This window comes from Amycolatopsis sp. lyj-112, from assembly GCF_046549055.1.
Classification (GTDB): domain Bacteria; phylum Actinomycetota; class Actinomycetes; order Mycobacteriales; family Pseudonocardiaceae; genus Amycolatopsis.
In genome coordinates, this window is the sequence record NZ_JAJPWS010000001.1 from 1,254,487 (window position 1) to 1,276,810 (window position 22,324).

Consider the following 22,324-nt stretch of genomic DNA (forward strand, 5'->3'; position numbering starts at 1 on the left):
AAGGTAACCGGCTAGTGTTGACAAGTTGTCAATAAGGATCACTCGACGTCGTCCAGGTGATCCGAGTAGTACTCGACCGCCCGCCGGTACCGCTGGACTCCTGCGTCGCCGCTGGTCTCCGCGAGCACCTTCAGCAGGGTTCCCACCGCGTCGCGCGCCTCGCCGACGTTGTAGAGCGCCATCGCGAGGAACGTCCTCAGGGCCGCATCCGCGGGGAACTCGGCCAGCCCGCGGCGCAGCGTCGCCAGTGACTCGTCGTATCGGCCCAGGACGCGGTAGGTGCTGCCCAGCCCGACGAACACGCCACGCCTGTCCTCAGTGGACAGTCCTTCGTTGGCCAGCGCGCGTTCGTAATAGGGGGCGGCTTCGGCCTCGAAGCCGAGGGAGTCGTGTGCCCATGCGGTCTGGTAGGCGATGACCGCGTCCCGCGGGTTGCGCTCCGCCAGATCCACCAGCCGCAGGCGGGCCTCGTCGGTGCCCTGCTCTCGCAGCCGGATCGCTTCCTTTGTGTCGCTCATGCGGCGTACGTTAGGCGAGGTCTGTGTACGGAACTTATGCGCGGTCCCGGCAGCCTCGGGGACCATGACGACAACCTTGTCCTCGCGGCAGGCCGCCCGATGGTCCGTGATCGCGCTGCTGTTCGCGTTCTTGGGTTCCCTGCTCGCCGCGGCGCCGTCCGCCGGGGCGGCGCCCGCGTCCGGGATCCGGGCCAGTTACGCCAATCCCGTCCGCAAGGCCGACGGGCACGTCGACGCGCAGGCGACGGTGGACCGCCTCCGCGCGATGAACGCGGACACCTACGCGTTCCTGGTCAACAAGTCCACCGACTGGGCCGACCTGGAACAGGAATTCCTGCCCGCCGCGCAGGCGAGCGGGCTCGCGGTCTGGGTCTACCTGGTCCCGCCGACCGAGTGCCCCGTCGGCACGTCGTGTGCGGAGTACCTGCCCTACAAGAAGGACTACGTCGCCTGGGGTCAGGCGATCGCCCGGCTCTCGGTGCGTTATCCGGTCCTCAAGGCGTGGGCGATGGACGACTTCAACGCCAACGCGAGCACTTTCCCCGCGGATTACACGGCCAAGATGCGCAACACCGCCCGGGTGATCCAGCCGACGCTGGACTTCTATCCGGTGGTGTACGCCAACGCCGTCACGCAGTCCTTTGTGGACGCCTACGCCGCGAGTATCGACAGCCTGATCCTGCCCTTCCGCGACGACCCGTACCGCAACACTTTGTGGACCGGGAGTCTCCGCCCGCAGCTGGACCAGATCGTCGCGCGGCTCGCGAACAAGAGCCGCAAGGTCATCCTGATGGTGTACGCCTCCAGCTTGTCGCGCACCACGATCACTCCCGACGTCGAGTACGTCCACGCGGTGACCGCCGTCGGCATGGAGTACGCGGCCGCCGGGAAGACCGCCGGCGTCATCCAGTACGCGCTGCCGCTCACCCCGGGCCGGGCGCAGTCCCGTGATGAGCGGGTCGCGCACACCGGCAACAGCGCGCTGGTGTTCACCGTGCAGCCCGACAACGCCACCACCGCCGGGGACTACGCCGCCGCGAGCACGACCGTCCGCCTCGACGCCGGGTCGACGTCGTGCCGGATGGTCGTGTGGCACACCGACGACCGGCCTGCCACGAGCCCGGCCGGCCATCACGCGAAGCAGGCGATCGTCGGCGGGGCGCTGGTGTGGGAGCGCGACGTCGCGAGCGAGGGCACCGACTGGTACACCGCCGCGCCGATCGACCTCACCCCGCGCCTGAGCGGCGGGTCGGCGACGCTCACGCTGCGCTTGTACGAGAAGAAGGCCGTCACGAACTATTCGGTCACCGCCCGGATGGACGACATCAGCCTGACCGGCTGCCATGTCGCGAATCCGGGCTTCGAGGCGGCCGGCGGATGGAGTTTCAGCCGTAAGGGTGGAGACGTCCTCGCCGGTCGGCACACCTATGACCCGGTGTACTCGACGTCGGTGCACGCCGCGGTCGGCGCCCTCTACGGGAACTGAGGGCCTCCGGAACAAAACAATCAGGCGTGCTTGATTTTTCCGTCGGAGGGTGCGAGCCTGGAAAAGACGCGAGGAGGCGGGCATGGCTGACCTTGGCGTGATCCTTGGGGATCTCGCGACGGAATCGCAGGCCATCGACGACGTGGTGGCGGAACTGCCCGCGTCGGACTGGGCGCGGCAGACCCCGGCCGAAGGCTGGACGATCGCCCATCAGATCGCCCACCTGGCCTGGACGGACCAGAAGGCGCTGATCGCGGCGCGCGGGTCCGAGGCCGAGTGGCAGAGCGAGATCGAAGGGCTGCTCGCGACGGGGGAGACCTACGTCGACGACGGTGCGGTCGAGGGCGCGAAAACGCCACCCCGTGAGCTGCTGGAGCAGTGGCGGGCCACGCGGGCGGACCTCGCCACCGCGCTCGCCGCCGTGCCGGACGGGCAGAAGATCCCCTGGTACGGCCCGCCGATGAGCGCCGCGTCGATGGTGACGGCGCGCCTCATGGAGACCTGGGCACACGGCCAGGACATCTTCGACGCGCTGGGCGTCGAGCGGGAGAACACCGGCAGGCTCTGGCACATCGCCCGCTTCGGCACCCGCACGCGCGATTTCGCCTACAAACTCAACTCGCTCGCCCCGCCCACCGAGGAATTCCGGGTCGAGCTGACCGCGCCGGACGGCACCACCTGGGAGTTCGGCCCCGAGGACGCCGAGCAGCGGCTCACCGGCAGTGCCGTCGACTTCTGCCTCGTCATCACCCAGCGCCGTCATCGCGAAGACACCGATCTGGTCGCCATCGGCGCGGACGTCGAGGAATGGCTGGGGATCGCGCAGGCCTTCGCCGGGCCTCCCGGCGCGGGACGGCAGCCAGGGCAGTTCTCGTGAGCACCCCCCTCAGGATCGGCAACGCCTCCGGGTTCTACGGTGACCGGTTCTCGGCCGTCCGCGAGATGCTCACCGGCGGCCCGCTCGACGTGCTGACCGGCGACTACCTGGCCGAGCTGACCATGCTCATCCTCGGCCGGGACCGGATGAAGGACCCGGATCGCGGCTACGCCAAGACGTTCCTCCGCCAGATGGAGGAGAACCTCTCGCTGGCCAAGGAAAAGGGCGTCAAGATCGTCGCGAACGCGGGCGGGCTCAACCCCGCCGGGCTCGCCGGCGCGCTGCGCGAACTGGCCGCGAAACTCGGTGCCGACGTCGCCATCGCGCACGTCGAAGGGGACGACCTCCTCCAGCGCGCGGAAGAGCTGAATTTCGGCAAGACGTTGACCGCCAACGCCTATCTCGGCGCGTGGGGGATCGCGGAATGCCTGAACGCCGGTGCCGACATCGTGGTGACCGGTCGTGTCACCGACGCGTCGGTGATCGTCGGTCCCGCCGCCGCGCACTTCGGTTGGGCACGCGACGACTACGACGCGCTGGCCGGCGCGGTCGCGGCCGGGCACGTGATCGAATGCGGCACGCAGGCCACCGGCGGCAACTACGCGTTCTTCACCGAACACGAGATCGGCGTCCCCGGCTTCCCGATCGCCGAGATCTCCGCCGACGGGTCCGGCGTGATCACCAAACACCCCGGCACCGGGGGCGTCGTGAACATCGGAACCGTTACCGCGCAACTGCTTTACGAGATCACCGGTGCCCGCTACGCCGGACCGGACGTCACGACGAGGTTCGACACGCTGACCCTGGCCGACGACGGTCCGGATCGCGTCCGGATCACCGGTGTCACCGGCGAACCGCCGCCCCCGACGCTCAAGGTCTGCCTGAACGGCCTCGGCGGCTTCCGCAACGAGACGACGTTCGTCCTCACCGGACTGGACATCGAGGCGAAAGCCGTGCTCATCAAGGAACAGCTCGAAGGAGCGCTCAAGGCCCGGCCGCCCGCCGAGGTCCGCTGGACGCTGGCGCGCACCGACCGGCCCGACGCCGAAACCGAACAGCAGGCGAGCGCGTTGCTGCACGTCGCGGTGAAAGACGCCGACCCGGAGGTCGCCGGGCGCGCCTTCAGCGGCGCGGCGATCGAGCTCGCTCTGGCCAGCTACCCGGGCTTCCACGTCACCGCGCCACCCACGGCGGCATCGCCCTACGGCGTCTATCGGGCCGCGTTCGTCGACGCGCGGGAGGTTCCGCACGTCGCCGTCCTGCCGGACGGTTCGCGCCGGGACATCGCTCCCGCCGCCGAAACGCTGACACTGTCCGATGTGGACGAATACGGCCTGCCCGCTCCCTACACCCAGGCGCAGGTCCGGCGGGCACCGCTCGGCAAGGTGATCGGGGCCCGCAGCGGGGACAAGGGCGGTAACGCGAACGTCGGCGTCTGGGCACGTTCCGACGAGGCGTGGCGCTGGCTCGCGCACCGGCTCACCGTCACGGAGTTCAAACTGCTGCTCCCGGAGACCGCGGATCTCGAAGTCCAGCGGCATCTCCTGCCGAACCTGCGGGCGATCAACTTCGTCGTCGAAGGCATCCTCGGCGAGGGCGTCGCGTCGCAGGCGCGGTTCGACCCGCAGGCGAAGGCGCTCGGGGAATGGCTGCGCTCCCGCGAGATCGACATCCCGGAGGCCCTGCTGTGACCGACCTCTTCACCACGCCGGAACGCGCCGAACTGCGCCGGACGGTCCGGAAGTTCGCGGAAACCGAGGTCCTGCCCCACCTGGACGAGTGGGAGCGCGAGGGCGAACTGCCTCGCGATCTGCACCGCAAGGCCGGAGACCTCGGACTGCTCGGTGTCGGCTTCCCCGAAGAGGTCGGCGGCGGGGGCGGCGACTACCTCGACGCGGTGGTCATCGCCGAGGAACTGCACTACGCGGGCGGCTCCGGCGGACTGTTCGCCTCGCTGTTCACCTGCGGGATCGCGGTCCCGCATATCGCCGCGGCCGGTGACCCGGTGCAGATCGAACGCTGGGTCCGGCCGGCGCTGGAAGGCGCCAAGATCGGCTCGCTCGCGGTCACCGAACCCGACGGCGGTTCCGACGTCGCAGGGATCCGCACCACCGCGGTGCGCGAGGGCGACGAGTACGTCATCAACGGCGCCAAGACCTTCATCACCTCGGGCTGCCGCGCCGACTTCGTGACCACCGTGGTCCGCACCGGAGAACCCGGCGCCCACGGCCTTTCGCTCATCGTGGTCGAACGCGGCACACCGGGATTCACCGTGTCCCGCAAGCTCGAAAAGATGGGCTGGCTCTGCTCGGACACCGCCGAGCTGTCCTATGTGGACGTCCGGGTGCCCGCCGAGAACCTGATCGGCGCCGAGAACAGCGGCTTCGCCCAGGTCGCCACCCAGTTCGTCACCGAACGGGTTTCGCTGGCGGTGCAGGGATACGCGCACGCGCAGCGGGCACTCGATCTCACGCTGGACTGGTGCCGCCTGCGGGAGACGTTCGGCCGCCCGCTGATCTCCCGCCAGCTGGTGCAGCACAAGCTCACCGAGATGGCCCGCAAGATCGACGTCGCCCGGACCTATACCCGGCAGGTCGCCCTGCGGCACGTCGCGGGCGAAGAAGTCATCGCCGAAGCCTGTTTCGCCAAGAACACCGCCGTCGAGACCGCCGAATGGGTGGTCAACGAGGCCGTGCAGCTGCACGGCGGGCTCGGCTACATGCGAGAGGCCGAAGTGGAGCGTCACTACCGTGACGTCCGCATCCTCGGCATCGGCGGCGGCACCAACGAGATCCTCACCGGCTTGGCCGCGAAGCGATTGGGATACACCGCATGAGCACGATCAGGTCCGGAGTGGACACGCGGAGCGAGGAGTTCGCCGCCAACCGTGAGTCCATGCTCGGCAAACTCACGGAGATCGACGGCGAACACGCCAAGGCGATCGCGGGCGGCGGCGAAAAGTACGTCGCCCGGCATCGCGAGCGCGGCAAGCTGATGGCCCGCGAGCGGATCGAACTGCTCCTCGACGAAGACTCGCCGTTCCTGGAACTCTCGCCGCTGGCGGCCTGGGGTTCGGACTACCGGGTCGGCGCCAGTGTGATCACCGGGATCGGTGTGGTCGAGGGTGTCGAGTGCATGATTTCGGCGAGCGATCCGACGGTCAAGGGCGGGGCGAGCAACCCGTGGACGGCCAAGAAGAGCTATCGCGCCGCGGACATCGCCGCGCAGAACCGCCTGCCGGTGATCAACCTCGTCGAGTCCGGCGGCGCGGATCTGCCGACGCAGAAGGAGATCTTCATCCCCGGCGGCCGGATCTTCCGCGACATCACGCGGTCTTCGGCGGCGAAGGTGCCCACGATCGCGCTGGTGTTCGGCAACTCCACCGCGGGCGGCGCGTATCTGCCCGGCATGTCGGACTACGTGGTGATGGTCAAGGAACGGGCGAAGGTGTTCCTCGGCGGGCCGCCGCTGGTCAAGATGGCCACCGGTGAGGAGTCCGACGACGAATCGCTCGGTGGCGCCGAGATGCACGCCCGGACCTCCGGTCTCGCCGATTACCTCGCCGCCGACGAAGAGGACGCCATCCGGCTCGGCCGCAGCATCATCAAGCGGCTCAACTGGACCAAGCAGGGGCCGACACCGAAACCGGACTACGCCGAGCCGCTGTACTCCGCCGAAGACCTGCTCGGCATCGTGCCCGCCGACCTCAAGGTGCCGTTCGATCCGCGCGAGGTGATCGCCAGGGTCGCCGACGGTTCCGACTTCGACGAGTTCAAACCCTTGTACGGCAGCAGTCTCGCCACCGGCTGGGCGAATATCCACGGCTACCCGGTGGGCATCCTCGCCAATGCCCAAGGCGTGCTCTTCGGTGAGGAGTCGCAGAAGGCGGCGCAGTTCATCCAGCTGGCCAACCAGATCGACACCCCACTGGTCTTCCTGCACAACACCACCGGCTACATGGTCGGCAAGGAATACGAACAGAGCGGCATCATCAAGCACGGCGCGATGATGATCAACGCCGTGTCGAACTCGAAGGTCCCGCATCTTTCGGTGCTCATGGGCGCTTCCTACGGCGCCGGGCACTACGGCATGTGCGGCCGCGCCTACGATCCCCGGTTCCTCTTCGCGTGGCCCAGCGCCAAATCCGCGGTCATGGGACCGCAGCAGCTGGCCGGTGTGCTGTCCATTGTGGCCCGTGCCGCCGCGGCGTCGCGGGGCCAGGACTACAACGAGGACCACGACACCGCCATGCGCGCCATGGTGGAAGGGCAGATCGAGGCGGAGTCGATGCCGATGTTCCTCTCCGGAATGCTCTACGACGACGGGATCATCGATCCCCGCGACACCCGTACGGTGCTCGGGCTCAGCCTGTCCGTCATCCACAATGGACCAGTGAAGGGCGCCGAGGGTTTCGGCGTCTTCAGGATGTGAGCGGCATGATCGAGAAACTCCTGGTCGCCAACCGCGGCGAGATCGCCCGCCGCGTGTTCCGTACCTGCCGTGACGCCGGGATCGGTACCGTCGCGGTGTTCTCCGACGCGGACGCCGACGCGCCGCATACGGCCGAGGCGGACGTCGCCGTCCGGTTGCCGGGCAACGCGCCGTCCGACACTTACCTGCGTGCCGAACTGATCATCAAGGCGGCGGTCGAGACCGGCGCCGACGCGATCCATCCCGGATACGGTTTCCTGTCGGAGAACGCCGCGTTCGCCCGCGCCGTCCTCGACGCCGGGCTGACCTGGGTCGGCCCGCCGCCCGAGGCCATCGAGAGCATGGGCTCGAAGGTGGAGTCCAAGCGGATGATGGCCGAGGCGGGCGTTCCGATCCTGTCAGAATTGGACCCGGACACGGTCACCGCGGACGACCTTCCCTTGCTGGTCAAGGCTTCCGCCGGGGGTGGCGGACGCGGTATGCGCGTGGTCCGGTCGCTCGGTGAACTGGCGGAGGCCGTCGAAGGGGCCAGTGCGGAGGCGGCGTCGGCCTTCGGCGACGCGACCGTGTTCTGTGAGCGGTATCTGGAGACCGGGCGTCATATCGAGGTCCAGGTCCTCGCCGACAGCCACGGAACGGTGTGGGCGGTGGGGGAGCGGGAATGCTCGATCCAGCGCCGTCACCAGAAGGTCGTCGAAGAAGCCCCGTCGCCGTTCGTCGACGAGGCCATGCGGGAAGCCCTGTTCGACGCCGCGCGCAAGGCCGCGCAGGCGATCGACTACGTCGGCGCCGGCACGGTCGAGTTCCTCGCGGGGCCGGACGGGCGGTTCTACTTCCTGGAGATGAACACCCGGCTCCAGGTGGAGCACCCGGTCACCGAAGCCACGACCGGCCTCGACCTCGTCTCGCTGCAACTGCGGATCGCCGAAGGGGAACACCTTCCGATCGAGGAGCCGGAAACGCGAGGCCACGCGATCGAGGTCCGGCTCTACGCCGAAGACCCCGCTGCGGGCTGGCAGCCGCAGTCCGGCACCCTGCACCGCTTCGAGGTCCCCGCCACCCGGCGGGAGTTCGAAGTCGGCCAGGGTGTGCGACTCGACTCGGGCTTCGTCAGCGGCCAGACCGTCGGCGTGCACTACGACCCGATGCTCGCCAAGGTGATCGCGTTCGCCCCGGACCGCCGGAGCGCGGCGCGGGCGCTGGCCGGAGCCTTGGCCGGCGCGGAGATCCACGGTGTGGTGACCAACCGCGACCTGCTGGTGAACGTGCTGCGGCACGAGGCCTTCCTCGCCGGGGAGACCGATACGGCGTTCTTCGACCGGCACGGGCTGGAAACACTCGCCCGTCCACTGGCCACAGTGGACACCGTGCGGCTCTCCGCGCTCGCCGCCGCCTTGGCCGGTGCCGCGGCGAATCGCGGCGGAGCCCAGGTGCAGCGACGGCTGCCGAGCGGCTGGCGCAACGTCCGGTCAGCCGGGCAGCGCAAACGTTTCTTCCAGGGAGACAACGAGATCGACGTCGTCTACACGCTCACGCGGGACGGCCTGCGCGCCGACGGTCATGAGGGCGTCGAACTGGTTTCCGCCGAGGCGGGCCGGGTCGTGTTCGAGACCGCCGGTGTGCGGCGGGCGTTCGAAGTCGCCCGCTATGGCGACGCGGTCTACGTCGATTCTCCCGATGGCGCGGTCGACCTGACGGCGGCGCCGAGGTTCGCGGATCCGGACGCGGGCCTGGCCGCCGGTTCGCTCGTGGCGCCGATGCCGGGCACGGTCGTCCGGCTCGCGGTCGCCGTCGGCGACACCGTCAAGACCGGCGATCCGTTGCTGTGGCTGGAAGCGATGAAGATGGAACACCGGATCGCGGCGCCCGCGGACGGTGTCGTGACCGAACTCCCGGTGGTCGTCGGGCAGCAGGTCGAAGTGGGCATGATCCTCGCGGTGGTAGGAGAGAACGAATGAACGCGATGAACTTCACCGAGCCCGAGGAGCGCGTCGCGCTGCGGGCGGCGGTCGCCGAACTCGGCAAGAAGTACGGGCACGAGTACTACGGCAAACAGGCCAGGGCCGGGCTCAAGACCGAGGAACTGTGGTCCGAGGCCGGACGGCTGGGCTACCTCGGCGTGAACCTGCCCGAGGAGTACGGCGGCGGGGGAGCGGGAATCGCGGATCTCGCCGCGGTGCTGGAAGAACTCGCCGCGGCGGGCTGCCCGCTGCTGCTCATGGTCGTCTCACCGGCGATCTGCGGCACGGTCATCTCCCGGTTCGGCACCGACGAGCAGAAGAAGCGCTGGCTGCCCGGCATCGCCGACGGCAGCAGGCGGATGGTCTTCGCGATCACCGAACCCGACGCCGGGTCGAACTCGCACAAGATCACCACCACCGCCCGGCGCGACGGCGGCGACTGGGTGCTCAGCGGCCGCAAGGTCTACATCTCCGGCGTCGACGAGGCGGACGCCGTGCTGGTCGTCGGCCGCACCGAGGATTCGAAGACCGGCAAGCTCAAGCCCGCGCTGTTCATCGTCCCGACCGACGCGCCCGGCTTCGAGTACAAGCAGATCGAGATGGATCTGATCTCGCCGGAGAAACAGTTCGGCCTGTTCCTCGACGACGTCCACCTGCCGGCCGACGCGCTGGTCGGCGAGGAGGACGCGGCGATCGCGCAACTGTTCGCCGGGCTCAACCCCGAACGCGTCATGGGCGCGTCGTTCTCGCTCGGCATCGCGCGCTACGCGCTGGGCAAGGCCGTCGCCTACGCCAACGACCGCAAGGTGTGGGGCGCGCCGATCGGTACCCACCAGGGCCTGGCGCATCCGCTGGCCGAGATCAAGATCGAACTGGAACTGGCCAAGCTGATGACGCAGAAGGCGGCGTCGCTCTACGACTCCGGTGACGACTTCGGCGCGGGCGAGTCGGCGAACATGGCGAAGTACGCGGCCGCCGAGGTCGCGATCCGCGCCGTCGACCAGGCCGTGCAGACCCACGGCGGCAACGGGCTCGCCAGCGAGTACGGGCTGGGCACGCTGGTCGCGGCCGTCCGGCTGGGCCGGATCGCCCCGGTCAGCCGCGAGATGGTGCTCAACTTCGTCGGCCAGCACAGCCTCGGCCTGCCCCGGTCCTACTGAGAGGTCCACCATGAGCACGCTCAACGGCAAGACGATCATCATTTCCGGTGGCAGCCGGGGGATCGGCGAGGCCATCGCGATCCGCGCCGCCCGCGACGGGGCGAACATCGCCCTGCTGGCCAAGACCGCCGAGCCGCATCCGAAGCTGCCCGGCACGGTCTACACCGCGGCCAAGGCGATCGAGGACGCCGGCGGCCAGGCGCTGCCGATCGTCGGCGACGTCCGCGACGACACCTCGGTCGAAGCCGCGATCGCGCGGACCGCGGAGCAGTTCGGCGGGATCGACATCGTGCTCAACAACGCCAGCGCGATCGATCTGACGCCGACCGAGGCGGTCAGCATGAAGCGCTACGACCTGATGCAGGACATCAACGCGCGGGGTTCCTTCCTGCTGTCGAAACTCGCCATCCCGTATCTGAAACTGTCGGGCAACGCGCACATCCTGACGCTTTCGCCGCCGATCAGCCTCGACGAGAAGTGGTTCCAGGCCGGGCATCTCGCGTACAGCATCGCGAAGTACTCGATGAGCCTGGTGACCGTCGGGCTCGCGGCGGAACTGCGGCAGGACGGGATCGCGGCGAATTCGCTGTGGCCGCGGACCACGATCGACACCGCGGCGATCCGCAACGTCGTCGGCGCCGAACTGGCCGCGAAGTCGCGGACACCGGAGATCATGGCGGACGCGGCGCACGCGATCCTCACCAAACCGAGCCGTGAAGCGTCGGGGAATTTCTACATCGACGACGAGGTGCTCGCCGCCGAGGGCGTCACGGACTTCTCGAAGTACCGCATCGGCGGATCCGAGGAAGACCTGCAGCTCGATTTCTGGGTCGAAGCACGTTTTCCCGCTGAGACCCCATCAGACTCAGTGGACGCGCGTACCCCGGAATCAGGGCCATGATCCGCGAACCACAGCAGGAACGCAGCCGGACGACGCGGCGGCGGCTGGTCGAGGCCGCCGTCGAGACGATCGGCGAGCTGGGCTGGAACGGCACCACGGTGTCCGTGATCGCCGAGCGCGCCGGGGTCTCGCGAGGCGCGGCCCAGCACCACTTCCCGACCAGGGAGGACCTGGTCGCGGCGGCGGTCGAACACGTCGGCGAGATCCAGATCGTGGAACTGCGCTCCCGCGCGGCCGACCTGCCGAGCGGGCGGTCGCGGATCGAACGGGCCGTGGACATGGTGCTCAACCTGTACAGCGGCCCGATGTTCCGTGCCGCCCTCCACCTGTGGGTCGCGGCCTCGACCGACGAGTCGCTGCGCGCGACCCTGGTGCCGTTGGAGGCGCGGGTCGGCCGGGAAGCACACCGGGTGACGGTCGAACTGCTCGGCGCCGACGAGGCTCACCAGGGCGTTCGTGAGCTGGTCCAGGCCACTCTCGATCTTGCCCGTGGCCTGGGCCTGGCGAATCTGCTGACCGATGACACGAAGCGCCGCAAGCAGATCGTGGCCCAATGGGCGAGGGTCCTCGAGCCGACCTTGGTACCGGCGAAGAACACGAAAACGTAGCGGAACCAAGAAGTCACGGACAACGTCTGAGATCTTGTTAACACTGATGGAGCAGCGACCGATAACACGGTGTGAGTGCTGCTGATCCAGGTAGCTGATCGAGAGAGGTCTGTCCGGTGTCCGGTTCAGAGATCGAACTGTCCCATCGAGCCATGGCGATGCTGCGAGCGGTCGCGGCCCGCCGCGCCCAGATGTCGTGCAGCTGCGAGCCGGACTTGTTCATCGACGGCTTCGCCTGCTGCGATCAGATGACCGCGCGCGCCCTCGCCCGCGGCGGCTACATCAAGCCCGCCGAGACCACCGGCCTCACCGCGGTCACCGGCCGCGTGTCCGCCGAACTGACCGAAGCCGGCCACGCCGCGCTGGCCGTCACGGCCGCCGCCTGACCGCTCGTCTGTCCGGTGTGGACGACACCGTTTACAACCGGCTCCTCCGTTCCTAGGATCCACTCCGGGATGAGGCCGTCGCAGTGCGCGACGGGCATGGGGTTTCTGGAGGTGCCGATGGCTCGCACGGCTCGCCACGCCGACGGTGGGGACGCCCTGAGCGAACTGATGCGGGAAGCGGGGGCCGAACCACGGCGCCGTGGACCGCGCGGGCCGCGACATCGCGCCAAACCGTCGAGCGAGGCGAAGGCAGGCCCGCCCGGAGGCGGGAAACTGCGCCGGATCTCCGTGCTTTCGGCCGGGGGAGTCGTCGTCGGTGGCCTGGTGATCGTGCTGCTCTCGCCCACCGACCCGGCCGACGTCATCCCCGGTCTTCCGCTCGCGCCGCCATCGCTGACCATCGCGCCGCAGGCGGTCGAGGTCCCGGACGACGCGGTGTCTTCGCCCGCCCCGTCGGGGCCCCCGGGCGGCAACGTGGCGCCTCCGCCGCCGTTGTCCGCGTCGATGAACGGTTCGGAGACCCCTTCTCCCGCACCGGCTCCGGTCACGTCGACGGCCGCTCCTGAGTATTCGTACGATCCGCGGGCCGACTATCACGACTATGGCTGGTACTACGACGACTGGAACCGGGGCGGCGGATATCGCGGCGGTTACCACGGCGGCGGTCGCCAGCCGCAATGGGACGGCGGCCGCTGACGCACATCATCGGCCGATGATTCCCGCTTTCCTGATTTTTCCCACCTTCGTGTCAGGTGTCATTCTTCCCGTTTCCTGTATTCGCCCGGGAACCTACTATGGTCCGCACTCTCCACGTTTCCCGGATCGCAGGCAGGGGCTGATCAGGAATAATGAGTGCCGGTCGACATTATCCTTCGGTGTTGCTCGTCCGAAGGATGCTGATCAATCGCGAGGTGGGGAAGCCGTCCCGTCCGCAACCGGTGACGATTCTGCTCGGGCCGGTCGGTTCGGGGAAATCCCACACGCTGGAGGCGATCCGGCGGGATCTGGGCTGGGGCGTCGTGCACGCGCGGTTCGGTTTCGGCCAGGAGGGGCCGGTCGGCACGGTCGACGTGCTCACGGAACTCGCGTACGAGTTGTCGATCAAATGGCGTAATCGATCGAAACCGCAGTTCATTCGGTTCGCCATTGCGTTGATCGCAGTCCGGGCCCAGCTTTCCGGTCAGAATCGTGAGGCGGACCGGCAACAGTTGCGATCTTTGATCAATAATTTCCACGGAATGCGGTGGACACCGCAGCTGGACGAACTGGTGAACACGCTCGCCGACGCGGCGCAGGAAACGAGCCTCGTCGAGCCCGCCTACGCGGAACTGTTCCGCCGCGTGTTCCCCCAGCTGATCCGCGGTGTCCGGCCGCGGCTCGGGAAGGCGCTGTGGTCGCTGGCCGATTTCCCGCACGCGGAAGGCAGATCGCCGCTGGACGCGCTGGTCGACCTGAACCGGCTCGCGCAGGGCCGGGCCCGGGACGCCAAGGCCGTCACGGAATGGCTGGCCGCGGCGTTCCTGGGCGACGTCCGCGAGAACCACCGGCGGATGGCCAAACCGGAAGAGAAGAGCCCGTGCGCCTGCGACAACTCCGAGCGTCGACGGCACTGGCACAACTGGGTCCTGCTGCTGGACGACGTCGACCATCCCGGCGGGGTCGAGTTCCTGGCCGATCTGGCTTCCGCGCGGGAGAGATACGCGGCCGAGCATCCGAACGACCACGAGGCGCACGACGCGTTGCTGGTCATGGCCACCAGCGGGAGATGGCACCGGGAATGGGGCACCGGGTGGCTCGCGCCGTGGAAGCCGGCGTCCGGCGCGTCGTCGACGGTCCGGCCGGTGGTGGAGTGCCGGGAAGCGTCCTATGACGACTGGGCGAATCCGCGCGGGGCGCTCGAATCGCCCTACTACCCGGTCATGCTCGCACCGCAGCCGGCCGGGGAGATCGCGGGAATCCTCAACGCGGGCGCGAACACCCCGAAGGTCGGGCTCGTCCACCGGGCGACCGGTGGCCTGCCGAAGGCGGTCGAGCAGGTCACGGACGCGCTGCGCGGCCGCGATGTCCGTGACGGCGCTCGGGACGTGCTGACCAAGGAGTTCGATGACGGTCAGGATCCCTGCTACCTCAGGCTGACCGAGCTGGGGCTGACCGATCATCTCGACGACGTGCACATCGACGACTTCGTCACGGCCGCGCCGTACGCGACTGCGCCGTGGCTGATCCCGGACGCCGCGCAGAGCCGGATCCAGCAACCGCATGTGGGGCGGATCCTGACCGAACTGCGCACCGCGCTGTGGGTGACGGCGAAGAGTTCGGCCGGCACCACCGACGATCAGGCGGCACTGCATCCGTGGATCGCCGCGAACCTGGTGTCCGCGCTGGCCCGGCGCGGGACCGGGCCGACCTACAAGGACCAGTTCACCGCCCTGCGCGACGACCCGGACACCGAACACGACCCCGTCCGCCTGGCCTACTGCACCCTCGCGGTCGGGGACATCGGCGACGTCGTCACCTTCTTCGAACGCGAGTTCAACCGGATCCCGCACGCCGCGTGGCTCGCGAAACTCAGCCTGGTCCTGCACGCCCCGGACGACCTGCCGCCCGAGCGGGTCCACGCCGACCTGTACGACGACCTGGTCAACCTGGACACCGCGGCCAGGCCCGCCGAGCGGACCGAGATCCGCAACAACATCGCCCGGCTGATCGCCGCGGGCTGGCTGACCGCCGATCCGTTCGCGGTCCGCGGCCAGGACCAGCCCAAGGTGATCGTGAACGCCTTGGCCGCGCTGGCCAGGACCTCGGAGCGGCCCGACGTCGGCGACCTCGTGTCGGCCATCGATCTCGCCCGTCGCGGCGAATTTCCCTGATCCCGGAACGGAACTCACCATGTCCTGGTTCACCGCGTTGAGAACTCGACTGTCCCGAGCCCATGAGCGCGCCGCGGCCGGCCCGCCCGTGCGCCCGCGCGGCTGGGCGCACCGGCATCGCGTGCTGGTGTCGGCGGTCGTGGCGGTACTGCTGGCAGCACTGTTGATGGCGATGAAACCGTGGGAAACCTGTGGTGCCGGGCTGCATTCCGAGGACGCGAACTCCGATTCCGTGGGCTCGCCCTATGTCTGCGTCGGGCTCAACCTCGATTCCGGGCCGGTGCGGAAGAACGATCCGCTCGGCTGGCTGGAGCAACGCATCAAGGACCGCAACGACGCGGTGACGGGTGACTTCAAGACCATCGTGGTGCTGGAGAATCTCGCGCCGGACCCGAAGGTCGACAGCCAGCCGTTCCCGTTCGTGCAGCGCGAGATCATGGGCGCGATCGCCGCGGCGTGGCCGAAGAACGGGCCTGCGGGCATCAAGCTCCTGCTGGCGAACTACGGCAGCAACGCCGACCACTGGCGCACGGTGGTCGACGAGATCGTCGCGGCGGCCGCGAGTCAGCGGATCGTCGCGGTCACCGATGTCGGTGTCAGCTCCGAGAAAAGCCGGGCGCTGGTCGCGGAACTCTCCAAGCACGGCATCGCGACGATCGGCGCCACCGTCACCGCGGACAACATGAACACCGATCCCCAGGGCACGCGGATCGAGAACTTCTTCCGGGTCGGCCCGACCAACACCGACGAGGCGCGGGCCGCCGCCGGGTACATCGCGGCGCACGGTTTCCAGCGCGTGATGATGATCCAGGGCACCAGCGAGGACGACACCTACGCGACGACGCTCGCCGAGGCCTTCCGGAGCACGGCCAAGGTGCCGATCATCTTCACGAAGAAGTACGACTTCAAACCGCTCACCGACATCCGGCGCGAGGTCTATCTCCGGAATCTGTTCGGCAGCTGGCATTCCGATATCTGCGGTGCCCGGCCGGACCTGATCTATTTCGCCGGCCGAGGGCTGGATCTCGGCGCGCTCGTCACGGCACTGGCCGACGACGGGGCCTGCGAACAACTCGCCTCGGTGACCGTGATGACCGGTGACGACGCGAGCACACTCGCCGACAAGCCCTTGCCGCTGGACAAGGACATCGGTGTCCGGCTCCGGTACACCGCGCTGGCGTATCCCGATCAGTGGCGCATGTTCACCGCCGATCCCGCGTATCCGACGTATGCGAAGAACTACGCCAACTTCGTCCGCGAATTCACCGAGACCCACAAGTTCGCCTTGGCGGAACTGTGGGACGGCGCCGCGATGATCGAGCACGACGCCGTCGCCGTCGCGGTCGAGGCGGCGACGAAGAACGTGTCGTCGGATCCGGTTTCGGTGGCGAACCACCTGCGCAATATCGATTGCAACTCAGCGGTTCCGGGCGCGACCGGGTTCCTCGCGTTCGACCAGTCGACCGGGAACCAGCTCGACAAGGCGCTGCCGATCCTGTCCATCGACGCGGACGGTTCGGTGCATCCGGTCGACCTGGTCTGGTCGCGGGGGCGCCCGCTGAACACGGCGGAGGATTGCAACGGCTGAAAGGAAAGGCCGTCCAGGACGGGAAGTCCTGGACGGCCCTTCACCGACCACCGGTGGGGAACGGAAGTCAGCCGGTGTAACCCGCCACGATCTTGGTGTAGTCGTATTTGCCCTGGCCGATTCCCGCACAGTTGTTGCAGTCGCGGTTCACCGCCCAGAACGACAGCCGGGCGAGGTGCTTGCTCGCCGCGTAGTCCTTGATCGCGCGGAAGTCGGCGACGCTGACGGTTTCGCCGGCCACGTCGGTCTTCCCGTTCATCGACGAGAGCCCGCTGCGCCGGTAGGCAGCGTCGTCGCTCAGGCCGAAGGTGGACTTGACGACATTCTTCAGCCCGTCGACGGCACTGCGGGTCTTGCCCGCCATGTCACCGCCGCTGGAGAAGTCGAACGGCATGACCGACCACGCGTCGACACCCGCGCCGAGCGTCTTCGACTGGTTGATCAGTCGCTTGCCGTGGGAGTTGGGGCCGCCGACCTCGGTCGGGATGGTGATGACCACGCGCAGGCCGGGGTTCTTCTGCTTCGTGATCTTGATGGCGTTCAGGATCCGGTCCTGGACGGTGTAGTTCTCGAACTCGTCGGTGTTTTCGATGTCGAGGTCGATGGCCTTGAGCTTGTAGGCGTCAATGACCTTCTGGTAGGCGCCGGCGAGCGCGGCGGGTGTGCCGCACTTCGGGCCGAGCTTGGTGCCGGACCAGCCACCGAACGACGGGATGACGTCCCCGCCCTTGGCGCGGATGTTGTTGATCAGGGTGGCGTCGGAGCCGGTGAGGGAACGGCTGCCGTCCCACTTCGGGTTGCAGCCGCCGTCGGAGAGGACGAACGCCAGCGTGAAGGCCTTGACTCCGGTGGCGTTCATCGCGGCGATCGGGTCCGTCTGTCCCGACCACTGGTACAGATAAGGCGAAGCGAGCACCGGATCCGGGGCCGCCGAGGCGACGGGGGCCAGGCCGACAGCCGTGGCGAGAGCGGCGCCGACGGTGGTGGCCAGGGTCGCCCAGCGTCGTAAAGATTTCATAGGTCCTCCAACTGGTACGCACGCGACGAGCGCGCAGGTTTGGAGCACCTCCGTCTTGACGCGGCGTATCAACCGGGAGGTCACTGTGTGCTCTCTCACGGTGGACTAGACCATTGAGGACTGTCAAGAATTCACCGGAAACCCCGGGGAGAACGACCGACCTTAGTAGGGGGTGATGACCCGGAAAGCGGAGTGACAGCACCGCTCGAACCGGCTAGTTTGCCGAAATGGTGGGGGACTCCCTGATGGCGACCGGAGGCGGCGGCCGAACTGGCCGGTTCGCCGTGCCTCGGCGGGTACTCGGGGCCTGGAGCCTGTGGGAACTACCCAGGCGGGGCCTGATCGGGTACCTGCTCCTCGTCGAAGTGGCCGCCCTCGCGGCCATGATCTACATCTTCGCCCTAAGGCCGCCCGCGTCGGCGTCGTTGATCCCGTTTTCCGCTCTGCTGGGCGGAATGATCCTCAGCGCGGAGCTTTCGCGTCCCGTTGAGCGGTCCCGTGCCGACACCCGGCTCGGTGCCGGGCTGGACGCCGCCTGGATCTTCGCGGGCGCGCTGCTGCTGCCGCCGGGTCTGGCCGCCGCGCTCGTCGTGGCTTCGGCGGCCTACCGCTGGTTGCGGATCCGGCGCGGGATCCCGCACCGCCAGGTGTTCGCGGCCGCCGCCACCATGCTGTCCGCACTCGGTGCCTCGCTCGTCCCCGTGTTGCTGGGAGCGGCGCCTTTCACCGAAGCGGCAAGGGATTTCCCCAGTTTCGTGCTGGCTTTGGGCACCGGACTGGTCTTCCTGTCCGTCGATGCCGCCTTGGCCGCCCCCGCGGCCGAATTCGGCGCGGAACCCTCGGGGTTCGCCTTCGACGCGGCGATGGTCGCGTTCGGACTGCTGCTCGCGTGGTCTTTCGCGGACTGGCCGTTCGTGACGCTGGTGCTCGCGAGCGCGCTCGTGGTGCTGCACCGCGCGGGAACGATGCGAGCCCTGCGCGGGCACGCCGGCACCGACGCCGGTACCGGGCTGCTCACCGCATCGTCCTGGATGGACGGCGCTCGCACCCAGTTCGACCTGCTTCGCGGCCGTGGCCCCGATCTTTCCCTGCTGATGCTCGACCTCGACCATTTCGCCAGGCTCAACGACCGGCTCGGCAGGCGCGTCGGCGACGACCTCCTGCGCGCCGTCGCGGACACCCTGCGCGCGGAGATCCGCGCGGCGGATCTGGTCGGCCGGTTCGGTGGTGAGGAGTTCGTCGTCCTGCTGCCCGGCACCAGCCGGTTCGACGCCCTCGCGATCGCCGAGCGGATCCGGCTGCGGATCGCGTCGACCTCGGTGTCACTGGGTGTGACGAGCCCGGATGACCCGCTGTTCGCCGGCACGACCGTTTCGATCGGCGTCTCGTCGCATTCCGCTGACGGGGAGACCCTCGACCGGCTCGTCGGCGCGGCGGATCAGGCGCTGCGCGCGGCGAAGGCGGCCGGGCGCAACCGGACCGTCGTGTTCGAGACCGAAGAGCCGCTGGACTAGCCGGGGGTCGTGGGCACGCCGATGTCCTCGAACCACAGTTCGGGGTGCTGCTCGATGAACTCGGTCATCAGCGCGGTACAGGCCGGATCGTCGAGCAGGGTGATCTCGACGCCGTTCTCCTCGAGCCAGCCATGCCCGCCTTCGAAGGTGGCCGCCTCGCCGATGATCACCCGGCCGATGCCGAACTGGCGCACGAGCCCGCTGCAGTACCAGCAGGGGGACAGGGTGGTGACCATGATCGTGTCGCGGTAGTGCGGCCGCCTGCCCGCGTCACGGAACGCGGAGGTCTCGGCGTGCATCGACGGGTCGCCGTCCTGCACCCGGCGGTTGTGCCCGCGGCCGAGCAGGACGCCGTCGGTGTCGAACAGCGCGGCGCCGATCGGGACCCCGCCCTCGGCCTTGCCGAGTTCGGCTTCCTCGCGGGCGATGGACAGCAGGTTCGCGGGAACGATCACTCGGCTACTTTACTTCGCCCGATCAAGGACCGAACCTGTCCGCGTTGTCTGCCAGACTCCCTTCCATGAAGCGAGCGAAGCGATGACCACGGGCACGTCGGCGCGGCTGCTGAGGATGCTGTCGCTGCTGCAGGCGCGGCGCGACTGGCCGGGCGCGGACCTGGCCGACCGGCTCCAGGTCGACGTCCGCACGGTCCGGCGCGACGTCGAGCGGCTGCGGGAACTCGGCTACCCGGTGCACGCCACGCCGGGTGTCGCGGGCGGGTACCGGCTCGGCGCCGGGGCCGCGCTGCCGCCGCTGCTGCTGGACGACGACGAGGCCGTCGCGGTCGCGGTCGGGCTGCGCACCGCCGCGAACGGGACGGTGTCCGGGATCGAGGAGACCTCGGTGCGCGCGCTCGCGAAACTCGAGCAGGTGCTGCCCGCGAGGCTGCGCCACCGGGTGTCCGCGCTGAACACCGCGATGATCCCGCTCGGCGGCACGGTGCCGATGATCGATCCGGAGGCGCTGACGGTCATCGCCTCCGCGTGCCGGGACCACCAGCGCCTCCGGTTCGGCTACAGCGGCTACAACGGCGACGTCACCGAGCGGTACATCGAGCCGCTGCGCCTCGTGCACACCGGGCGCCGGTGGTACCTGGTCGCGTTCGACCTCGATCGCGACGACTGGCGGACCTTCCGCGTCGACCGGATCGACGGCGTCCCGGACACCAGTTTCCGTTTCACGCCAAGGGAACCTCCGGCCGAGGATCTGGCGGTCTACGTCTCCCGCGGGATCACGACATCGCCGTACCCGCACCAGCTGGTGCTGCGGGTGAGCGCGTCCGCGGACGCGCTCGCCGAGTATGTGCCGCGGACCATCGGGACGATCGAGGCCATCGACGAACACACCTGCCGCGTTCGCGTCGGCTCCAACAACCTTTCCGTGGTGCCGTACTACCTGGCCCAGTGGGAGGTCGACTTCGTCATCGAGGAGGCGCCGGACGAGGTCAAGGAGCGGCTACGGCTGGTCGCCGACCGCTTCCTGCGCGCGGTCAGCTGATTCGGGGTCTGATTCGGAGTCCGAAGTGGACCGTGCGGCCTTCGCCCGCTTGGCCAGCAGGCCGATCGAGCCGAGCGAGATCAGCGACAGCACGATGATGTAGATCGAAACCGACATCGACGTCCCGGTGGATTCCAGCAGCAGCACCATGATGAACGGCGCGAGCCCGCCGCCGACGACCGCGCTGATCTGATAGCCGAGCGAGGCGCCGGTGTAGCGCATCTCGGCGGTGAACAGTTCCGCGAACAGCGCCGCCTGCGGGCCGTACATGATGCCCAGGAACAGCGAACCGACGAACGAGGCGACCACGAACAACGGCAGCGAGGCCGTGTCGATCAGCAGGAACATCGGGATCGCCCAGAGCGCGACGCCCACCGCGCCGAAGGTGTAGATCTTGAGCCTGCCGATGCGGTCGGACAGTTTCGCCGACAGCGGGATGATCGCCAGCTGCAGGGTGCTGATCAGCAGGGTCGCGACCAGCACGGTGGTCCGCGACATCCCGAGATGGCGGGTGGCGTAGTCGAGAACACCGTTGAGCAGGATGTAGAAGGTCGCGGTGTTGACCATGAACGAGCCGCCCGCCAGCAGCACGGTGCCCTTGTGGTTCTTCAGCACTTCGCGCAGCGGCGACTTCGCGCGGCCGCGTTCCTCGGCGGAGAGTTTCGCCGCCGCACGGCGATATTCCGGGGTTTCGTCGATCCGGACGTGCATGTACCAGGCCAGGCCGAGCACGAGAATGCCGACCAGGAACGGGATGCGCCACGCCCAGGTGAGGAAGTCCGACGGCGGCGCGACCTGCGCGGCGACCAGGAACACCGTGTTCGCCAGTACGACGCCGATCGGGACGCCGAGCTGCACCAGGCTGCCGTAGAGACCGCGTTTGCCGGGCGGCGCGTATTCGGTGGCGAGCAGCATCGCGCCGCCCCACTGCGCGCCGACGGCGACACCTTGCACCAGCCGCAGCAGCACCAGGAGGATCGGTGCGGCGATACCGATGGACTCGTAGGTCGGGAGCAGGCCGATCAGCGTGGTCGCGGCGCCCATCAGCGCGATCGCCATCACCAGGACGGGTTTGCGGCCGTGTTTGTCGCCGAGGCTGCCGGCGATGATCCCGCCGATCGGCCGGGCGAGGAAGCCGACGGCGAAGGTCGCGAAAGAGGCGAGGACCCCGGCAGCGGCGTTGGTGGTGGGAAAGAAGGTCTTGCCGAAGACAAGGGCGGCGGCGATTCCGAAGACGAAGTAGTCGTACCACTCGACGGACGAGGCGAGTGCCGCGGCTGTCGCGGCCCTCCGTCGCTGGGCGGTGGTGATCGTCGGTTCGGCGGAGGAATCCGGGGCGGTTCCAGGGGCGTTCTGTGCGCTGTCGGCCATCTGTATGCCCTTCGTCGGCAGCTGCTGCGGCGATGCGTCCGGGGCAAGTTAACAACCGCTTAGTATGTGGTCAACGTCTCAGCGGGTATTTCTCGATACCGACTGGTTGGTATGTCACTCTGGTGGCGGTATCGCCGG

19 protein-coding genes are annotated in these 22,324 nt (G+C 68.6%); 15 read left to right on the forward strand and 4 right to left on the reverse strand.

The genetic code is table 11. The features are described from left to right. Positions 1–38: 38 nt before the first annotated feature. On the reverse strand, positions 39–518 hold the full coding sequence (locus ACLJRL_RS06005) for a tetratricopeptide repeat protein (RefSeq protein ID WP_410654968.1): 480 nt from the start codon (positions 516–518) through the stop codon (positions 39–41). A 64-nt stretch (positions 519–582) separates the two neighbouring features. Here ACLJRL_RS06005 and ACLJRL_RS06010 point away from each other — a divergent pair, with 64 nt between their 5' ends. The 13 genes from ACLJRL_RS06010 to ACLJRL_RS06070 all read left to right on the forward strand — a co-directional run bounded on the left by ACLJRL_RS06010 (position 583) and on the right by ACLJRL_RS06070 (position 16,786). After that, entirely contained in the window at positions 583–2,004 is a 1,422-nt protein-coding gene (locus tag ACLJRL_RS06010) for a hypothetical protein (RefSeq protein WP_410654969.1), read from the forward strand. An 82-nt stretch (positions 2,005–2,086) separates the two neighbouring features. Continuing rightward, a complete protein-coding gene (locus ACLJRL_RS06015; protein ID WP_410654970.1) occupies positions 2,087–2,881 on the forward strand; it encodes a TIGR03084 family metal-binding protein in 795 nt (264 codons plus the stop codon). Beyond that, positions 2,878–4,572, forward strand: coding sequence for an acyclic terpene utilization AtuA family protein (locus tag ACLJRL_RS06020; protein ID WP_410654971.1), 1,695 nt, complete (start codon positions 2,878–2,880; stop codon positions 4,570–4,572). Before ACLJRL_RS06015 ends, ACLJRL_RS06020 begins: the two co-directional genes overlap by 4 nt. Continuing rightward, complete coding sequence (locus ACLJRL_RS06025; protein WP_410654972.1) at positions 4,569–5,717, forward strand: acyl-CoA dehydrogenase family protein; 1,149 nt, start codon at positions 4,569–4,571, stop codon at positions 5,715–5,717. Before ACLJRL_RS06020 ends, ACLJRL_RS06025 begins: the two co-directional genes overlap by 4 nt. Next, positions 5,714–7,312, forward strand: a complete 1,599-nt coding sequence (locus ACLJRL_RS06030; RefSeq protein WP_410654973.1) for an acyl-CoA carboxylase subunit beta — start codon at positions 5,714–5,716, stop codon at positions 7,310–7,312. Before ACLJRL_RS06025 ends, ACLJRL_RS06030 begins: the two co-directional genes overlap by 4 nt. A 5-nt stretch (positions 7,313–7,317) precedes the next feature. After that, positions 7,318–9,270 carry a biotin carboxylase N-terminal domain-containing protein gene (locus ACLJRL_RS06035; protein ID WP_410654974.1) on the forward strand — a complete coding sequence of 651 codons (1,953 nt, stop codon included), beginning with the start codon at positions 7,318–7,320 and terminating at the stop codon, positions 9,268–9,270. Further along, complete coding sequence (locus ACLJRL_RS06040) at positions 9,267–10,433, forward strand: acyl-CoA dehydrogenase family protein (RefSeq protein ID WP_410654975.1); 1,167 nt, start codon at positions 9,267–9,269, stop codon at positions 10,431–10,433. The genes ACLJRL_RS06035 and ACLJRL_RS06040 overlap by 4 nt, the downstream gene beginning before the upstream one ends. Before the next feature lie 10 nt (positions 10,434–10,443). Then, positions 10,444–11,334, forward strand: a complete 891-nt coding sequence (locus ACLJRL_RS06045) for an SDR family oxidoreductase (RefSeq protein ID WP_410654976.1) — start codon at positions 10,444–10,446, stop codon at positions 11,332–11,334. Continuing rightward, entirely contained in the window at positions 11,331–11,942 is a 612-nt protein-coding gene (locus tag ACLJRL_RS06050; protein ID WP_410654977.1) for a TetR/AcrR family transcriptional regulator, read from the forward strand. The genes ACLJRL_RS06045 and ACLJRL_RS06050 overlap by 4 nt, the downstream gene beginning before the upstream one ends. Positions 11,943–12,058: 116 nt before the next feature. Further along, positions 12,059–12,328, forward strand: coding sequence for a hypothetical protein (locus tag ACLJRL_RS06055; RefSeq protein ID WP_410654978.1), 270 nt, complete (start codon positions 12,059–12,061; stop codon positions 12,326–12,328). 117 nt (positions 12,329–12,445) lie between these two features. Then, positions 12,446–13,024 (forward strand): hypothetical protein, encoded by a 579-nt coding sequence (locus ACLJRL_RS06060; RefSeq protein ID WP_410654979.1) that lies wholly within the window; start codon positions 12,446–12,448, stop codon positions 13,022–13,024. Positions 13,025–13,203: 179 nt separating this feature from the next. After that, complete coding sequence (locus ACLJRL_RS06065) at positions 13,204–15,198, forward strand: hypothetical protein (protein WP_410654980.1); 1,995 nt, start codon at positions 13,204–13,206, stop codon at positions 15,196–15,198. 19 nt (positions 15,199–15,217) lie between these two features. Beyond that, the gene (locus tag ACLJRL_RS06070) at positions 15,218–16,786 is read left to right on the forward strand and encodes an ABC transporter substrate-binding protein (RefSeq protein ID WP_410654981.1); all 1,569 of its coding nucleotides are present in this window, start codon (positions 15,218–15,220) and stop codon (positions 16,784–16,786) included. Between the two features lie 67 nt (positions 16,787–16,853). Here the strand turns inward: ACLJRL_RS06070 and ACLJRL_RS06075 are convergent, their stop codons facing one another. Further along, a complete protein-coding gene (locus tag ACLJRL_RS06075) occupies positions 16,854–17,804 on the reverse strand; it encodes a chitinase (protein WP_410654982.1) in 951 nt (316 codons plus the stop codon). A gap of 227 nt (positions 17,805–18,031) precedes the next feature. Here ACLJRL_RS06075 and ACLJRL_RS06080 point away from each other — a divergent pair, with 227 nt between their 5' ends. Next, a complete protein-coding gene (locus tag ACLJRL_RS06080; protein WP_410654983.1) occupies positions 18,032–19,318 on the forward strand; it encodes a GGDEF domain-containing protein in 1,287 nt (428 codons plus the stop codon). Here ACLJRL_RS06080 and ACLJRL_RS06085 read toward each other — a convergent pair. Next, positions 19,315–19,773 (reverse strand): nucleoside deaminase, encoded by a 459-nt coding sequence (locus ACLJRL_RS06085; RefSeq protein ID WP_410654984.1) that lies wholly within the window; start codon positions 19,771–19,773, stop codon positions 19,315–19,317. The genes ACLJRL_RS06080 and ACLJRL_RS06085 overlap by 4 nt on opposite strands. A gap of 82 nt (positions 19,774–19,855) precedes the next feature. Here ACLJRL_RS06085 and ACLJRL_RS06090 point away from each other — a divergent pair, with 82 nt between their 5' ends. Continuing rightward, the gene (locus ACLJRL_RS06090; protein WP_410654985.1) at positions 19,856–20,815 is read left to right on the forward strand and encodes a helix-turn-helix transcriptional regulator; all 960 of its coding nucleotides are present in this window, start codon (positions 19,856–19,858) and stop codon (positions 20,813–20,815) included. On the opposite strand, the gene ACLJRL_RS06095 is transcribed toward ACLJRL_RS06090, so the two are convergent. Continuing rightward, the gene (locus ACLJRL_RS06095) at positions 20,774–22,186 is read right to left on the reverse strand and encodes an MFS transporter (RefSeq protein WP_410654986.1); all 1,413 of its coding nucleotides are present in this window, start codon (positions 22,184–22,186) and stop codon (positions 20,774–20,776) included. The genes ACLJRL_RS06090 and ACLJRL_RS06095 overlap by 42 nt on opposite strands. Positions 22,187–22,324: the final 138 nt, after the last annotated feature.

What these genes read in the sequence shown, in the direction of transcription:
- ACLJRL_RS06035 (WP_410654974.1), top strand. Translation starts at nt 7,318, where the DNA reads ATGATCGAGAAACTCCTGGTCGCCAACCGCGGCGAGATCGCCCGCCGC.
- ACLJRL_RS06010 (WP_410654969.1), top strand. Translation starts at nt 583, where the DNA reads ATGACGACAACCTTGTCCTCGCGGCAGGCCGCCCGATGGTCCGTGATC.
- ACLJRL_RS06040 (WP_410654975.1), top strand. Translation starts at nt 9,267, where the DNA reads ATGAACGCGATGAACTTCACCGAGCCCGAGGAGCGCGTCGCGCTGCGG.
- ACLJRL_RS06030 (WP_410654973.1), top strand. Translation starts at nt 5,714, where the DNA reads ATGAGCACGATCAGGTCCGGAGTGGACACGCGGAGCGAGGAGTTCGCC.
- ACLJRL_RS06060 (WP_410654979.1), top strand. Translation starts at nt 12,446, where the DNA reads ATGGCTCGCACGGCTCGCCACGCCGACGGTGGGGACGCCCTGAGCGAA.
- ACLJRL_RS06080 (WP_410654983.1), top strand. Translation starts at nt 18,032, where the DNA reads ATGGTGGGGGACTCCCTGATGGCGACCGGAGGCGGCGGCCGAACTGGC.
- ACLJRL_RS06070 (WP_410654981.1), top strand. Translation starts at nt 15,218, where the DNA reads ATGTCCTGGTTCACCGCGTTGAGAACTCGACTGTCCCGAGCCCATGAG.
- ACLJRL_RS06005 (WP_410654968.1), bottom strand. Translation starts at nt 518, where the DNA reads ATGAGCGACACAAAGGAAGCGATCCGGCTGCGAGAGCAGGGCACCGAC.
- ACLJRL_RS06075 (WP_410654982.1), bottom strand. Translation starts at nt 17,804, where the DNA reads ATGAAATCTTTACGACGCTGGGCGACCCTGGCCACCACCGTCGGCGCC.
- ACLJRL_RS06095 (WP_410654986.1), bottom strand. Translation starts at nt 22,186, where the DNA reads ATGGCCGACAGCGCACAGAACGCCCCTGGAACCGCCCCGGATTCCTCC.
- ACLJRL_RS06090 (WP_410654985.1), top strand. Translation starts at nt 19,856, where the DNA reads ATGACCACGGGCACGTCGGCGCGGCTGCTGAGGATGCTGTCGCTGCTG.
- ACLJRL_RS06050 (WP_410654977.1), top strand. Translation starts at nt 11,331, where the DNA reads ATGATCCGCGAACCACAGCAGGAACGCAGCCGGACGACGCGGCGGCGG.
- ACLJRL_RS06045 (WP_410654976.1), top strand. Translation starts at nt 10,444, where the DNA reads ATGAGCACGCTCAACGGCAAGACGATCATCATTTCCGGTGGCAGCCGG.
- ACLJRL_RS06015 (WP_410654970.1), top strand. Translation starts at nt 2,087, where the DNA reads ATGGCTGACCTTGGCGTGATCCTTGGGGATCTCGCGACGGAATCGCAG.